Source organism: Saccharothrix sp. NRRL B-16314, assembly GCF_000716595.1.
In the GTDB taxonomy this organism is placed as follows: Bacteria; Actinomycetota; Actinomycetes; order Mycobacteriales; family Pseudonocardiaceae; genus Actinosynnema.
In genome coordinates, this window is the sequence record NZ_JNXC01000015.1 from 86526 (window position 1) to 101239 (window position 14714).

Below are 14714 nucleotides of genomic sequence, written 5' to 3' on the forward strand. Positions count from 1 at the left end.
GTTCACCCCGGCGGTTCTCGGCCAAGGTGGTACGAGGCTCCCGAGCAATCACTGGGTGCACAACCAGGTGTCGGCCGCAAGGACGCGGCCGACACCTGCCCCGCGCCCGACGAGAAGGTCGATACCGGCACTGTGACCGCGATTCCCGGTGACGAAGACGAGTCCGCGCTCATCCTCATCTGCGACCACTGCGGACGCACCCACAACCGCGTCGACCAGGTCGTCCGCGACTGGCGATTACTCTGGGACCAGGCGTTCACGGCGGGGTGGCGCGGCCACCCCGTTCCGGCCGGGCCCCACCGCTGCTTCCGCTGCGCCGACTGAACCGCCAGGGTCAGAGCTTGGGGTAGACGCCGAAGTGGAACCGGCCGTCGTCGTCGGTGCGCACATCTAAGACCTTCTCCGAGAGCACTTCCGCGGCCCGCGGCTCCAGGAACACCAGCACGCCGTCCGCGGACGTCACCACCTCGTCGTCACCGCCCGGCCGCGCCGCGATCGACAGATCGAACCCCAGGTCCGGGGTCCGCGCGATCCGCAGCCCGCCCCGAGGCCCCACGCCCGCGGCGACGGTCAACTCCTTGATGGCACTGGTCGCGGTGTCGTCGATGTCCAGCAACGTCCGTCCCTCCGGTGCGCGACGTGCGGTCACGCCGAGCGTAGGTCGGCCGCGGACGTCGGACCACGGCCGGTGCCGCACCGCAAGGAGAACGTCAGGCCAGCGTGCCGAGCGGCGTCCAGTTGTCCGGCACCACCGGCTCGCCGCCCGCGTCGGCGAACGCCACCAGCGCGTCGACCAGCCCGACCCTCGTCCCGGCCGGCATCCGCGACACGATCTTGCGGATCTCGGCCCGCCGCCGCCGGGTCGCCGTCTGCACCACCCGCTTGCCGTCGGCCGACAGGGCCAGCACGAGCTCACGTCTGGACATCGGGCTGGCCTGTCTGACCACCAGGCCGTTCGCGGCGAGGCGGTCCACCATCCGGGTCGCGGTGGACGGGTTGACCGACAGGTGCTCGGCCAGCGACGTCAGCTTGACCGGGCCGCGGCTGTCCAGCACGACGAGCATCCGGAACTGGGCCAGGGTGATCGACTCGTCCACCGCGGCGATGGATCGGGCCGACACCGCGACCAGGAGCCGTGACGCGGTGAGCACCGCGTCGGTGAGTGCGTCGACGTCCCCGCTGGAGACCTTGGCCCGGTTCATGGGGAAGTTGTACCGCCAAGCGGCGGGCGCCGGAAGCTTGGTCGACTCGCGGTGCGCGGAGCACCGCGAGTCGCGGCACCATCATGGCGCAACCGGCGCCCGTCGAACCTGAAGAACAGCTGACGAACAGTCGACGAGTCCGCCTCAGCCCAAAGGCGTGAAGTCGCGCGAGGCGACGAAGTCCGGGCGCGGCCGATTCGCCGCGAACGGCTCCACCAGCGCGTTCTCCACGCTGTTGAACACGAGGAAGATGTTCGACCGGGCGAACGGGGTGATGTTGCTGCCCGAGCCGTGCATGCTGTTGGAGTCGAACATGAGCGCCGACCCGGCCGGACCGGTGAACTGCTCGATGCCGTGCGCGTCCGCCAACGCGGTGAGGTTCGCCCGGCTCGGCACGCCGATCTCCTGCTCCTTCAACGACTCCCGGTAGTGGTCGTCCGGTGTGGCGCCCGCGCAGGGCACGAACGTCCGGTGCGCGCCCGGCATCAGCATCAGGCCGCCGTTGAACGGGTAGTTGTCGGTGAGCGCGATCGACGCGCTGACCGCCCGCATCAGCGGCATGCCGTCCTCGGCGTGCCAGGTCTCGAAGTCCGAGTGCCAGTAGAAGCCCTTGCCGGTGAAGCCGGGCATGAAGTTCACCCGGCTCTGGTGCACGTAGACGTCCGAGCCGAGGATCTGGCGTGCGCGGTCGAGCAGCCTCGGGTCGGCGGCGAGGCGTCCGACCAGCTCGCTGATCCGGTGCACCTCGAAGATGGAGCGCACGTCGTCGGACTGCTTCTCCACGACGGTGCGCTCGTCGGCCCGCACGGCGGGGTCGGTGCGCAACCGGTCGACCTCGGCCCGGAACACCGCGACCTCGTCGGGGGTCAGCAGGCCGTCGACGGTCAGGAAACCCTTGGCGTCGTACGAGGACGCGGTCTCGGCGTCGAGCGGTCCGGAGGCCGCCCCGTGCCAGAGGACGGGCTCGGTGCGGGTGATCGGCGCGGTCTCGCCCGCGGTGCGGGTCGGGTACCGGTCTGCGGTCGTGGTCGCGGTCATACGCGGGTCTCCTCGTCGGACGGCCGGTCGGCGGTGCCCTCGTCCGGGCCGTTTTCCAGGTCTGCCAAGCGGATCAGGGGGTACGCGCCGGTCTCGTCGTGCACTTCCCGCCCGGTCACCGGCGGGTTGAACACGCAGATCGCGCGGATGTCGGTCACCGGGCGCACCTGGTGCCGCTCGTGCCCGTCGAGCAGGTAGAGCGTGCCCGGCCGCAGCGCGTGCACCTCACCGGTCTCCTGGTCGACCAACTCGCCGTGGCCTTCCACGCACAGCACCGCTTCGACGTGGTTGGCGTACCAGAAGTCGTTGACGGTGCCCGCTTTCAGCACCGTCTCGTGCATCGAGAACCCGACCCGGTCACCGGCCAGGATGATGCGCTTGCTGCGCCAGTTCGGCGTGACGACATCGCGGTCGGTGCCGTCGAGGTCGTGCAGGGAACGGACGATCATGGTGCCTCCCTCGTCAGGCGGGCGCGCACTCGCGCACGGAGTCCGTGAACAGGGCCAGCCCCTGGTCGAGTTCGTCGTCGGTGACGGTCAGCGGCGGCATCAGCTTGACCACCTCGTCCTCCGGCCCGGACGTCTCGACCAGCAGCCCGCGCCGGAACGCCGCGCCGGCCACCCGGCCCGCCAGCCCCGCCTGCTCGAACGCCAGGCCACGCGCGAGCCCGCGCCCCTTGGCCCGGGTGCCGGGCACGGTCGCGCAGACCTCCTGGAGCACTCGCTCCACCTGCTCGCCCTTGGCCAGCGTGCTCTTCTCCAGCCGGTCGTCGGTCCAGTACGCGCGCAGCGCCGCGGTGGCCGTGACGAACGCCGGGTTGTGCCCACGGAACGTGCCGTTGTGCTCGCCCGGCTCCCACACGTCCAGGTCACGGCGCACGAGCGTGAGCGCCATGGGCAGCCCGTACCCGCCGATCGACTTGGACAGGCAGACGATGTCCGGCACGATCCCGGCGCCCTCGAAGCTGAAGAACGGGCCGGTGCGACCGCAGCCCATCTGCACGTCGTCCACGATCAGGAGGATCCCGTGCGCGCGGCACAGGGCGGCGAGACCGGTCAGCCACTCGAACCGGGCCACGTTGATGCCGCCCTCACCCTGCACGGTCTCCACGATCACGGCGGCCGGCGCGTTGAGCCCGCTGCTCGCGTCGCCCAGCAGCCGCTCGAAGTACAGGAAATCGGGGTACTGGCCGTCGAAGTAGTTGTCGTACGGCATCGGCGTGGCGTGCACGAGCGGGATGCCCGCGCCGCCGCGCTTCATCGAGTCGCCGGTCACCGACAGCGCGCCCAGCGTCATGCCGTGGAACGCGTTGGTGAAGTTGACGACGGATTCCCGCCCGGTGACCTTGCGCGCCAGCTTGAGCGCGGCCTCCACCGCGTTCGTGCCGGTCGGGCCGGGGAACTGGACCTTGAAGTCGAGGCCGCGCGGCTGGAGCACCACCTCGTCGAAGGTCTCCAGGAAGTCGCGCTTGGCGGCCGTGTGCATGTCCAGCGAATGCGTGATCCGGTCCTCGGCCAGGTACTCGACCAGGGCTTTCTTGAGGACGGGGTTGTTGTGCCCGTAGTTGAGCGCGCCCGCGCCCGCGAAGAAGTCCAGGTAACCCCGGCCGTCCTCGTCGTAGAGGTGCGCGCCGACCGCCCGGTCGAACACCACCGGCCAACTGCGGCAGTAGCTGCGGACCTCGGATTCGAGGCTGGCGAAGATGCTCACGTCACTCCAGGTGTTCGGGTGCGGTGCGGCCACGGGCCGAGCCGGTGCAGTTCCTCGGCTTCGTGCCGGTCGGGGAACAGGTCGGCGGTGAACAGCGGCTCGCGGGTGTGCGGGACGCCGTGGTCCCGCGCCACCGCGCCGAACAGCCGGATCGAGGCCTCGTTGGTCGCGGTGACCGTCGTCTCGAGGAACCGCGGTCCGCGGGCCACCAGGTCGTCCAGCATGGCGCGCGCGACGCCGCGCCCGCGGTGCCGCTCGTCCACGCCGACCTGCCAGACGAACAGCGTGTCCGGCGCGTCCGGACGGGTGTAGCCGCTGACGAAGCCGACCACGTCGCCGTGGTGCCGCGCGACCACCGAGGTGGCCGCGAAATCCCTGGTCCACAGCAGGTAGGCGTACGAGGAGTTGACGTCGAGCACCCCGGTTCCCCGGGCCAGCCGCCAGAGCGCGCCCCCGTCCACCGGGCTCGGCCGGTCGAGCTGGAGCCCCGGCCCCGGATCGACGTCGGCCGCGCCGTGTTTCGTCGGTTTGGCGAACATGCTGCTGGAACGTAACAGTCGGGCGGAACGGGCGAACGGGGGTTGTGACAGCTGTCACGAAACCGCAAGGTTGACCGTCCACTGTGGATTATTGCGCTGTGCAAGAACAATTTTCTCGTTGCTGTGCAAGGTGAATCGGCGTGATTGTTCCTAACGCGACGTCGTGGTGTGTTGACGGTCCGGTGACCGGTCTCTAGGGTCGCCACGTCCGCCCCGCTTGATCACGGTGCGGCGGGCCGTCCTGTCGTCGAAGTTGGGAATCCCGCTTCGTGTCCACTCCACAGTTGTCCCGTCGCCTGTTCCTGATGGCCGGCCTGGGCGCCGGGCTCACCGCGACGGGGTGCAGCGCCGTCGACCTCTCCGCCGAGCGTGACGGCGGCAACCTGCTGGAACGCCTGCGCGCGACCGGCGAGGTGCGGATGGGCTTCGCCAACGAAGCCCCGTACGGCTACGTCGACGCCGACGGCGAGCTGACCGGCGAGGCGCCCGAGGTCGCCAAGGCCGTGTTCCGCAGGCTCGGGGTGACCGGCTTCGTGCCCGCGCTGTCCGACTTCGGCGCGTTGATCCCCGGCCTGCGCGCCGGGCTGTTCGACGTCATCGCCGCGGGCATGTTCATCACGCCGCCCAGGTGCGAGCAGATCCTGTTCTCCGATCCGGACTACAACGCGCCCGAGGCCCTGTTGGTGCGCCGCGAGGACGTCGGGCGGTTCCGGGCGCTGGAGGACTTCGTCCGCGACGGCACGGCGAAGCTCGGCGTGCTGCTGGGCAGCTTCGAGGTGGACATCGCCGCCGGGTACGGGGTGCCCGCCGACCGGACGGTCACCTTCGCCACCCAGGCGGGCGGGATCGACGGGCTGCTGGCCGGCCGCGCGGACGGCTTCCTGCTCACCGCGATCTCGCTGCGCGACGCGATGGCCCGCAGACCGGACGCGGCGGTGGAGCTGACCGAGCCGTTCGTGCCGGTGCTGGACGGCGTCGAGCAGTACGGCGCGGGAGGGTTCGGCTTCCGCCCGGACCAGCGACGGCTGCGCGACGCGTTCAACGCCGAGCTGACCGGGCTCAAGCGCAGCGGTGAACTGCTGGAGATCGTCCGGCCGTTCGGGTTCACCGAGTCCGAGATGACCGACCTCACCGCGGACCGGCTCTGCCGGGCCGACCCGGCCTGAGGGGGAGGGCCACCATGTCCACAGGTCTGTGGCTGCGCCTGCTCGACGGGCTGCTCGTCACCCTGGAACTGACCGTGTTCGGCGCGGCGATCGGCCTGGTGTTCGCGTTCGCCGCCGGCCTCGCCCGACTGTCGCCGAACCGGGTGCTGCGCGGAGTCGCCCTGGCCTACACCGAGGGCTTCCGCGGTCTGCCCGCGCTCGTCGTGCTGTTCTGGCTCGTGTTCGCCCTGCCCGGTCTCGGCCTCCAGCTGGAGCCGCTGTTCGCCGGTGTGCTGGCGCTGTCGCTCAACATCGGCGCGTACGGGGCGGAGGTGGTGCGCGGAGCGGTCGTGTCCGTGCCGACCGCTCAGCTGGAAGCGGCCACCGCGCTCAACTTCACGCCGTGGCAGCGGATGCGGCTCGTGGTGCTGCCGCAGGCGCTCGTGGCGATGGTGCCGCCGTTCGGCAACCTGCTGGTCGAGCTGCTGAAGGCCACCGCGCTGGTGTCCCTGGTCTACCTCCAGGACCTGACGTTCCAGGGGCAGATCGTGCGGGCCGCGACCGGTGACACCGCCGCCACGTTCGCGGGCCTGCTCGTCGGCTACGGCGTGATCGCCCTGGTGCTCACCCGGCTGGTGAAGCTGGTCGAACGGCGGGCGGCGGCGTCGCTGGGCCACACCACCCGGCCGCGGGCCGTCGAGGGGGCACGATGACGTTCGACTGGCAGGCCGCGTGGGGCGCGGCGCCGGCACTCCTGCGCGGTCTGGCGACCGCGCTCCAGGCCGCCGCGCTCGGCTACGTGATCGCGTTGGTGCTCGGTCTCGGTTTCGCGCTGCTGCGGCGCAGCGGTCGGCGCTGGGTCCGGCTGCCGGTGGCGTTCTTCGTGGAGTTCGTCCGCTCCACGCCGTTGCTGGTGCAGCTGTTCTTCCTGTTCTTCGTGCTGCCCACGGTCGGCATCGAGCTGTCCGCGATGGCGACCGGCGCGATCGGCCTCGGCGTGCACTACGCCACCTACACCTCGGAGGTGTACCGCGCGGGCATCGACGGGGTGCCGGCCGGGCAGTGGGAGGCGGCCAAGGCGCTCAGCCTGTCCCGTGGCCGCACGTGGACCAGGGTCGTCCTGCCGCAGGCCGTGCCGCGGGTGGTGCCCGCGCTGGGCAACTACGCGATCGCGCTGTTTAAGGACACGCCCCAGCTCACCGTCATCACCATCGCCGAGGTGCTCAGCGTGGTGAAGGCGGTCGGCTCGCAGAACTTCCAGTACCTGGAGCTGATCACCGTGGCCGGGGTGCTGTACCTGATCACCGCCCTCGTCATCGCGTGGCCGGTGCGGGTCCTGGAACGTCGGTACCGAAGGGAAAGCGCATGACCGCGGAGTTGATCGCGTTCGACCGGGTCGGCAAGCGGTTCGGGGACGCCGTCGTGCTCGACGACCTGTCCTTCGGCGTCGGCGCGGGGGAGCGGGTGACCCTGATCGGGCCCAGCGGCTCCGGCAAGACGACCATCCTGCGGATGCTGATGACGCTCACCCGGCCCGACAGCGGCACGATCACCGTCGCCGGTGAGCCGCTGTTCCACGAGAAGCGCGGTGACGCGCTGGTGCCGGCCGGTGAACAGCACCTGCGGGCCATGCGCCGGCACACCACGATGGTGTTCCAGCAGTACAACCTGTTCCCCAACATGCGCGTGCTGCGCAACGTCACCGAAGCGCCCGTCCACGTGCTGGGGCTCTCCGCGGACGAAGCCGAGGAGCGCGCACGGGGGCTGCTGGACATGGTCGGGCTGGCGGACAGGCTCGACGCCTACCCGTCGCAGCTGTCCGGCGGCCAGCAGCAGCGGGTCGCGATCGCCCGCGCGCTGGCCATGCGGCCGGACGTGCTGCTGCTGGACGAGGTGACGTCCGCGCTCGACCCGGAACTGGCCGCGGAGGTGCTCGACGTGCTGCGTGACGTCGCACGCACGTTCGACGTGACGATGCTGTGCGTGACGCACGCGATGAAGTTCGCCCGCGACGTGTCGGACCGCGTGCTCATGTTCAACGAAGGTCGGATCATCGAGTCGGCACCGCCGGACGAGCTGTTCGACGCGCCCAAGCACGACCGGACCAGGCAATTCCTGCGATCGGTGATCGAAGAGTCCTGACGGCGGGGATCGTCAGGTTCTCGTCAGGTGCGATCCGGGCCGGTGATGGGACGCTGGTGCGGTGACGGCCGGTGACGACGCGGTTGTCCTGGTCGTCCAGGACGAGGACTCGACCTCACCCGAGGACGTCGCCTTCTGGCTGCTGGAGCGCCTCCAAGGCTGGTCCGAGCTCGACGTGCAGCTGGTCGCCGTCGTGGTGGGCGAGCTGTTCGACAACGCCTGGAACCACGGCGGACCGCCGTTCGTGGTCGAGCTCGTGCTCGACCGGTGGCGTGAGTCCCTGACCGTCAGCGTCCGGGACCGCGCGGACCGGTGGGTCGGGCCGTGGCGCCCTTCGGCCGGCCTGCTGCTGGTCGACGCGCTGTCCGCGCGCTGGGGCGTGCTGACGCAGGACCGGACCACCACCGTGTGGGCCGAGCTGGTCTTCGAGGACTAGCGGCCCGTTCAGGCCGCGTCCTCCCCCTTGTGCGCCGAAGGCGTCACCTCGCCCATCGGGTGTGGACGGAACCCCGGTAGGGTATCCCCTGGAACGGCAGTCCGTGACGGTGCTCACTCCTGGCCCGCTGTCGAGTTGACTCGGATACCCCCTGGGGGTATAAATTCCCCTGTAGGGCGACCCGCCGGGACGACGCGGCGGGAGGCCGGAGGGAGTGGGACATGCGGGGTTACACAGCGGACAAGGATGCCGTCCTCAAGCGCTTGCGCCGAGTGGAGGGGCAGGTCCGCGGGTTGCAGCGGATGGTCGAGGGCGACGAGTACTGCATCGACGTCCTGACCCAGGTCGCAGCGGCGACCAAGGCCCTCCAGGCCGTCTCCCTCGGCCTGCTCGACGAGCACTTGAAGCACTGCGTCGCCGACGCGCTGGCGCAGGGCGGCGAAGGCGCCGAAGACAAGGTCCGCGAGGCCAGCGAGGCGATCGCCCGCCTGGTCCGGTCCTGAACCGAAACGATTACGAGGAGCACCCGATGGCCGAGTCCACTTACACCGTCACCGGCATGACCTGCGGCCACTGCGTGGCGTCCGTGACCGAGGAGGTCACCAAGATCGACGGCGTGACCGACGTGGCCGTCGACCTGCCGTCCGGCGCGGTCAAGGTCACCAGCGCCGCCCCGGTCGCGGAGGCGGACGTGCGCGCCGCGGTCGAGGAAGCGGGCTACGCGCTCGCCGGCTGAACGACCTGACCGGTTCCGACCGGTGAAGACGGGCACGAACGGCACAACGGCCGATCCGGAGCCCGCCCGTGCGGCGGGCTCCACCAGTCTGAGGACCTGAGCACATGAACACAGCAGCGAAGCTCTCCGCCTACGGTGCGGTACTCGCCCTGGTCGCCGGTGGCGCCTGGGCGGCCGGAAGCGCTGTCGGTCCCCTTTCCGTCGACGCCGCCCCGCGCGGTGTCGACGGGACGTCCGGTGCTGAGGGCACCGGCCACGGGGACGACCACAGCGGCACCGTCGCGGAGGCCGCGAACGACCAGCCCGGCGGGCTGGCGTCGTCCAGGGGCGGTTACACCCTCACGCCCACCGACACGACGCTGACCACGGGGAACAACTCCTTCGACTTCCGCATCCTCGGTCCCGGCGGCGCGGCGGTCACCGCCTTCGACGTCGAGCACGACAAGCGGATGCACCTGATCGTGGTCCGGCGCGACACGTCCGGCTACCGGCACGTCCACCCCGAGATGGCGGCGGACGGCACGTGGACCGTGCCGCTGGACATCACCGAGGCGGGCTCCTACCGGGTGTTCGCCGACTTCAAGCCGACGGGCGCGGAAGCGACTACGCTGGGTGTCGACGTCGCCGCGGCCGGGGTGTTCGAGCCCAAGGCCCACGCGCCCTCGCGGGTGGCCGAAGTGGACGGCTACCAGGTGCGCCTGGACGGTGACCTGGTGGCGGGCAAGTCCTCCCCGGTGCGGCTGACCGTCAGCAAAGACGGCGCGCCGGTCACCGACCTCCAGCCCTACCTGGCGGCTTACGGGCACCTGGTCGCCCTGCGCCAGGGTGACCTGGCTTACCTCCACGTGCATCCGGAGGGCACTCCGGGTGACGGCAAGACGGCGGCGGGCCCGGAGATCGCGTTCGTCGCGCAGGTCCCGTCGGCCGGTGGCTACCGGTTGTTCCTGGACTTCCAGCACAACGGGGTCGTGCGCACCGCCGAGTTCACGGTGGACACCACCGGCAACCCCGCCGGCAGCCCGACCACCGGCAGTCCGACCACCGGCACCTTGCAGGCGCCGGTCGAGGAAGAGGAGGGACACGGTCATGGCTGAGTCGCAGATCGAGCTGGCGATCACCGGCATGACGTGCGCCTCCTGCGCGGCCCGGATCGAGCGCAAGCTGAACAAGCTGGACGGCGTGACCGCGACGGTCAACTACGCCACCGAGAAGGCCCGCGTCACGTTCCCCTCCGACGTCGACCCGTCGACGCTGGTGGAGCAGGTCGAGGCCGCCGGGTACCAGGCCGCGCTGCCGGTCGCCGAGACCTCGGCCGAGGCCGACGCTCCGGCCGAGGTGGACCCGACGGCGGCGTTGCGGCAGCGGCTCGTCGTGTCGACGGTGCTCTCCGTGCCGGTGGTGCTGCTGGCCATGGTCCCGGCGCTGCAGTTCACGTTCTGGCAGTGGATCTCGCTGACGCTGGCCGCCCCGGTGCTGGTGTGGGCCGCGTGGCCGTTCCACCGTGCCGCGTGGACGAACCTGCGGCACGGCGCGGCCACGATGGACACGTTGATCTCGATGGGCACGATCGCGGCGTTCGCCTGGTCGCTGTACGCGCTGCTGTTCGGCACGGCGGGGACGCCGGGCATGACGCACCCGTTCGAGTTCACCATCTCGCGCGGTGACGGCGCGGGGGCGATCTACCTGGAGGTCGCGGCCGGGGTGACCACGTTCATCCTGGCGGGCCGGTACTTCGAGGCGCGGTCCAAGCGGCGGGCGGGTGCGGCGCTGCGGGCGTTGCTGGAGCTCGGCGCGAAGGACGTCGCCGTGCTGCGGGACGGCCGCGAGGTGCGCGTGCCGATCGCGGAGCTGGCGGTCGGCGACCGGTTCGTGGTGCGTCCGGGGGAGAAGATCGCCACCGACGGCGTGGTGGCCGAGGGCAGTTCGGCGGTCGACGCGAGCATGCTGACCGGCGAGTCCGTGCCGGTCGAGGTCGGCCCCGGTGACGCGGTCGTCGGCGCGACGGTCAACGCAGGCGGTCGGCTGGTCGTGCGGGCCACGCGGGTCGGGTCGGACACGCAGCTGGCGCAGATGGCGAAGCTGGTCGAGGACGCGCAGAACGGCAAGGCCGAGGCGCAGCGGCTGGCGGACCGGATCTCGGCGGTGTTCGTGCCGATCGTGATCGCGCTGTCGGTCGGGACGCTGGCGTTCTGGCTCGGCGCCGGTGGCGACGTGTCGGCGGCGTTCACGGCGGCGGTCGCGGTGCTGATCATCGCCTGCCCGTGCGCCCTGGGGCTGGCCACGCCGACGGCGTTGCTGGTCGGCACGGGGCGAGGCGCGCAGCTGGGCATCATCATCAAGGGCCCCGAGGTGCTCGAGTCGACCCGTCGGGTGGACACGGTGGTGCTGGACAAGACCGGCACCGTCACCGCGGGTCGGATGAGCCTGGTGGCCGTGCACACCGGTCCGGGAGTGGACGAGGACGAGGTGCTGCGGCTGGCCGGTGCGTTGGAGCACGCCTCCGAGCACCCGATCGCCAAGGCCATCGCGGTCGGCGCGGCGGAACGGGTCGGTGACCTGCCGTCCGTCGAGGGCTTCCAGAACCTCGAAGGGCTCGGGGTGCAGGGCGTGGTCGACGGTCACGCGGTGATCGTCGGGCGGGAGCGGTTGCTGGCCGAGTGGAGCGTCCACCTGGACGGTGCGCTCGCCGAGGCGAAGCAGGCGGCCGAGCAGCAGGGTCGCACCGCGGTCATCGTGGCCTGGGACGGCACGGCACGCGCGGTCCTGGTCGTCGCGGACACCGTGAAGCCGACGTCCGCCGAGGCCATCCGGCAGTTGCGCGCGCTCGGCCTGACCCCGGTGCTGCTGACCGGCGACAACGAGGCCGCCGCGCGTGCGGTCGCGGCCGAGGTGGGCATCGACGAGGTCATCGCCGAGGTCATGCCCGCGGACAAGGTCGACGTCGTCGCCCGGCTCCAGTCCGAGGGCAGGGTCGTGGCGATGGTCGGTGACGGTGTCAACGACGCCGCCGCGCTCGCCAAGGCCGACCTGGGCCTCGCCATGGGCACCGGCACGGACGCGGCGATCGAGGCCGGTGACCTGACCCTCGTTCGCGGTGACCTGCTGGCGGCGGTCGACGCGATCAGGCTCTCGCGCCGCACCCTGGCCACGATCAAGGGCAACCTGTTCTGGGCGTTCGCCTACAACGTGGCCGCCCTGCCGCTGGCCGCGGCCGGCCTGCTGAACCCGATGATCGCCGGCGCCGCCATGGCGTTCTCCTCGGTCTTCGTGGTGTCGAACAGCCTCCGCTTGCGCGGCTTCCGCAGCACGACCACCTCCACCCCGCTCCCCACCCCCCGCGTGAGTCCTACCTCCAACCCCCGTGAGTCCTACGTTCAGAACGCGTGAGTCCTACGTTCGGAACCCCTGAGTCCTACGTTCCGGTACCCCGAGTTCAACGCTCAGGAGCGCTAGCCGCTTCTGAGCGTTGAATTCGGCTGTTCCGAGCGTTGAACTCGGGGATTCTGAACGTAGGACTCACGCGACGTGAACGTAGGACTCACGGGGTTTTGGGGGTGATCCAGGTTACGTTGATACCCCATGGGGGTATGCTAACGTCCGTCCTGTGGATACCCCATGGGGGTATCAATGGACAACAGGGAAGGTCTGTCATGAACCCCGATCCCCGGCGCTGGTGGGCACTGGTCGTGCTCGCCGCGGCGCAGTTCATGGTCATCATGGACACCTCGATCATCGCCGTGGCGTTGCCGGACATGCAGCACGAGCTGGGTTTCACGCCCGGCGGGCTCCAGTGGGTGTTCAACGCCTACGCGGTGGCACTGGGCGGACTCCTCCTGCTCGGCGGCCGACTGGCCGACCTCTGGGGCGCACGCCGCGTGTTCGCCGTCGGCTGGACGACCCTCATCGTCGGTTCCGTGGTCGCGGCGGCGGCCACCGGCGCCGGTGCGGAGGTCGTCGGCCGGGCCGTGCAGGGCGTCGGCGCAGCCCTCATCGCACCGGCCGCCATGACGCTGCTCATGGTGCTGTTCGCCGGTCAACCGAACGAACTTCCCAAGGCGATGGCCTTCTACGGCGCGGCGGCACCGGCCGGCGGCACGGCGGGCGTGTTCCTCGGCGGCGTGATCACCGAGTGGCTGAGCTGGCCGTGGGTGTTCATCATCTACATCCCGATCGGCGTCCTGACCCTCGCCCTCACGCCGAAGCTGCTGCCCGCCGTCCCCGGCCGACGCGGTGGCCTGGACGTCGGGGGAGCGGTCGCGGTCACCGGCGGGCTGGCGCTGGCCGTCTACGCCGTCGTGCAGGCGCCCGAACTCGGCTGGACGTCGACCGCCACGCTCGTGCGGCTCGGCGCGGCGACGGTCCTGCTGGTCGCGTTCCTGCTGGTGCAGCGGGCGGCGAAGAACCCGTTGATGCCGTTGAAGGTCTGGCGCACGCCCGACCTCACGGCGGCGAACGTGGCGATGGCGCTGCTGGGCGCGGCGTGGATCCCGATGTGGTACTTCCTCAACCTCTACGTCCAGCAGGTGCTCGGCTTCGACTCGTTCGCCAGCGGCGCGGCGCTGCTGCCGATGACCGTGTTGATGACGGTGCTGATGACGACGGTGACCGGTCGCCTGATCGGCCGCTTCGGCACCAAGCCGCTGATCGTCGCGGGGCTGGCGGTGCTGGCCGCCGGGCTGGGCCTGCTGGCCACCGCCGACCCGGGCGGCAGCTTCGTCGCCGACGTGCTGCCCGGTTCGCTGATCTCGGCGATCGGCATGGCGCTGGTCTTCATCCCGGCCACGCTGACCGCGATCGGCGGCGTCACGCCGGAGCAGGGCGGGCTCGCCTCGGGCATCGTCAACACCACCTACCAGATCGGCTCGGCGCTCGGCCTGGCCGCGATGACGGCGGTGGCGACGTCGCGCGGCGGGGACCAGCTGGGTGACGCGGTCGCGTTGACCGACGGCTACTCGGCGGCGTTCACGGGTGCCGCGCTGGTCGCGCTGGTCGGCGCGCTGCTGGCGGCGGTCACGTTGCGCGGCCGGGTCTCGGACGAGGTGCCGGCTCCGGCCGAGGTGTGATCCGATCGGTCTGCCCGGCACCCGGTGCCGGGCAGACTGCTGTCACCGGCGCAGACCGTCCAGGGTGACGGTCACCAGGCGGCGGACCGCGTCGTCGGACGGCAGGTCGGCCGCCGCGCCCAGCGCGTGCAGGCAGTAGCCCGCGAGTTCGGCGGGGTCCACGTCGTCGCGCAGTTCACCGGCTTCGGCGCCTTCGACCAGCAGGTCGCGGAGGAACGCGCGGAGGTGGGCGTGCGCCCTGGTCACGTGCTCACCGCGGTGCAGGACGGCGGCGATGTCGGGGCTGTGGTTCCCCTTGGCCCGGGACATGGACGCGTAGGCGTGCAACACGGCGCGGAGTCGTTCCGCCGGGCTGCCGGCCTGGTCGCGGGCGGCGGTGAGGTGGTCGAGGTGGGTGGCGACCTGGCGCTCGTGCCACGCCATCAGGACGGCTTCGACGTCCGGGAAGTACTTGTAGAGCGTGGCACGCCCGATGCCCGCCTTCTCCGCGATCCGCGACATCGTCACCGACGTCAGGCCCTGCTCGGCGACCAGTGCGGCGGTCGCGTCGAGGGTCGCGTCCCGCACCGCACGGCGGTGCGCGTCGATCGTGTCGTTCCACAACCTGGGCACGCCGTCACTGTACGGGACGACGCGCTCTCGACATGGTGCCCATAACCGTGACACAGTGTCTCGATAAATCGGAGACAGTGAGGTGGCACAT

Annotated in this window: 18 protein-coding genes; 11 read left to right on the plus strand and 7 right to left on the minus strand. The window is 71.0% G+C overall.

Annotation, left to right across the window (positions count from 1 at the left end):
• The first annotated feature begins 132 nt into the window (after positions 1–132).
• The gene (locus OQ02_RS21885; RefSeq protein WP_033440380.1) at positions 133–324 is read left to right on the plus strand and encodes a hypothetical protein; all 192 of its coding nucleotides are present in this window, start codon (positions 133–135) and stop codon (positions 322–324) included.
• Between the two features lie 10 nt (positions 325–334).
• On the opposite strand, the gene OQ02_RS21890 is transcribed toward OQ02_RS21885, so the two are convergent.
• From OQ02_RS21890 to ectA, 6 genes are all read right to left on the minus strand, one after another.
• Positions 335–649 (minus strand): adhesin, encoded by a 315-nt coding sequence (locus tag OQ02_RS21890; RefSeq protein WP_156077202.1) that lies wholly within the window; start codon positions 647–649, stop codon positions 335–337.
• Between the two features lie 61 nt (positions 650–710).
• Positions 711–1202 (minus strand): MarR family winged helix-turn-helix transcriptional regulator, encoded by a 492-nt coding sequence (locus OQ02_RS21895; protein WP_033440381.1) that lies wholly within the window; start codon positions 1200–1202, stop codon positions 711–713.
• Positions 1203–1346: 144 nt separating this feature from the next.
• On the minus strand, positions 1347–2240 hold the full coding sequence (thpD, locus tag OQ02_RS21900; RefSeq protein WP_033440382.1) for an ectoine hydroxylase: 894 nt from the start codon (positions 2238–2240) through the stop codon (positions 1347–1349).
• A complete protein-coding gene (locus tag OQ02_RS21905; protein ID WP_033440383.1) occupies positions 2237–2689 on the minus strand; it encodes an ectoine synthase in 453 nt (150 codons plus the stop codon). Before OQ02_RS21905 ends, thpD begins: the two co-directional genes overlap by 4 nt.
• A gap of 13 nt (positions 2690–2702) precedes the next feature.
• Complete coding sequence (ectB, locus tag OQ02_RS21910) at positions 2703–3950, minus strand: diaminobutyrate--2-oxoglutarate transaminase (protein ID WP_033440448.1); 1248 nt, start codon at positions 3948–3950, stop codon at positions 2703–2705.
• Positions 3947–4489, minus strand: coding sequence for a diaminobutyrate acetyltransferase (gene ectA, locus OQ02_RS21915; protein WP_051772632.1), 543 nt, complete (start codon positions 4487–4489; stop codon positions 3947–3949). Before ectA ends, ectB begins: the two co-directional genes overlap by 4 nt.
• Positions 4490–4773: 284 nt before the next feature.
• On the opposite strand from ectA, the gene ehuB reads away from it, so the two are divergent.
• From ehuB to OQ02_RS21965, 10 genes are all read left to right on the plus strand, one after another.
• The gene (gene ehuB / locus OQ02_RS21920; RefSeq protein WP_231500159.1) at positions 4774–5655 is read left to right on the plus strand and encodes an ectoine/hydroxyectoine ABC transporter substrate-binding protein EhuB; all 882 of its coding nucleotides are present in this window, start codon (positions 4774–4776) and stop codon (positions 5653–5655) included.
• Between the two features lie 14 nt (positions 5656–5669).
• On the plus strand, positions 5670–6347 hold the full coding sequence (gene ehuC / locus OQ02_RS21925) for an ectoine/hydroxyectoine ABC transporter permease subunit EhuC (protein ID WP_033440384.1): 678 nt from the start codon (positions 5670–5672) through the stop codon (positions 6345–6347).
• Positions 6344–7003 (plus strand): ectoine/hydroxyectoine ABC transporter permease subunit EhuD, encoded by a 660-nt coding sequence (gene ehuD / locus OQ02_RS21930; RefSeq protein ID WP_033440385.1) that lies wholly within the window; start codon positions 6344–6346, stop codon positions 7001–7003. Before ehuC ends, ehuD begins: the two co-directional genes overlap by 4 nt.
• A gap of 8 nt (positions 7004–7011) precedes the next feature.
• A complete protein-coding gene (ehuA, locus tag OQ02_RS21935; RefSeq protein WP_269321635.1) occupies positions 7012–7776 on the plus strand; it encodes an ectoine/hydroxyectoine ABC transporter ATP-binding protein EhuA in 765 nt (254 codons plus the stop codon).
• 61 nt (positions 7777–7837) lie between these two features.
• A complete protein-coding gene (locus OQ02_RS21940) occupies positions 7838–8212 on the plus strand; it encodes an ATP-binding protein (protein WP_051772633.1) in 375 nt (124 codons plus the stop codon).
• 221 nt (positions 8213–8433) lie between these two features.
• Positions 8434–8715, plus strand: coding sequence for a metal-sensitive transcriptional regulator (locus tag OQ02_RS21945; RefSeq protein WP_033440387.1), 282 nt, complete (start codon positions 8434–8436; stop codon positions 8713–8715).
• Between the two features lie 26 nt (positions 8716–8741).
• The gene (locus tag OQ02_RS21950; protein ID WP_033440388.1) at positions 8742–8948 is read left to right on the plus strand and encodes a heavy-metal-associated domain-containing protein; all 207 of its coding nucleotides are present in this window, start codon (positions 8742–8744) and stop codon (positions 8946–8948) included.
• Between the two features lie 104 nt (positions 8949–9052).
• Complete coding sequence (locus OQ02_RS21955; RefSeq protein WP_033440389.1) at positions 9053–10042, plus strand: hypothetical protein; 990 nt, start codon at positions 9053–9055, stop codon at positions 10040–10042.
• Positions 10035–12335, plus strand: coding sequence for a heavy metal translocating P-type ATPase (locus OQ02_RS21960; RefSeq protein WP_051772634.1), 2301 nt, complete (start codon positions 10035–10037; stop codon positions 12333–12335). Before OQ02_RS21955 ends, OQ02_RS21960 begins: the two co-directional genes overlap by 8 nt.
• A gap of 263 nt (positions 12336–12598) precedes the next feature.
• A complete protein-coding gene (locus OQ02_RS21965) occupies positions 12599–14011 on the plus strand; it encodes an MFS transporter (protein WP_033440390.1) in 1413 nt (470 codons plus the stop codon).
• A 42-nt stretch (positions 14012–14053) separates the two neighbouring features.
• Here the strand turns inward: OQ02_RS21965 and OQ02_RS21970 are convergent, their stop codons facing one another.
• Complete coding sequence (locus tag OQ02_RS21970) at positions 14054–14623, minus strand: TetR/AcrR family transcriptional regulator (RefSeq protein WP_033440391.1); 570 nt, start codon at positions 14621–14623, stop codon at positions 14054–14056.
• Between the last annotated feature and the right edge of the window lie 91 nt (positions 14624–14714).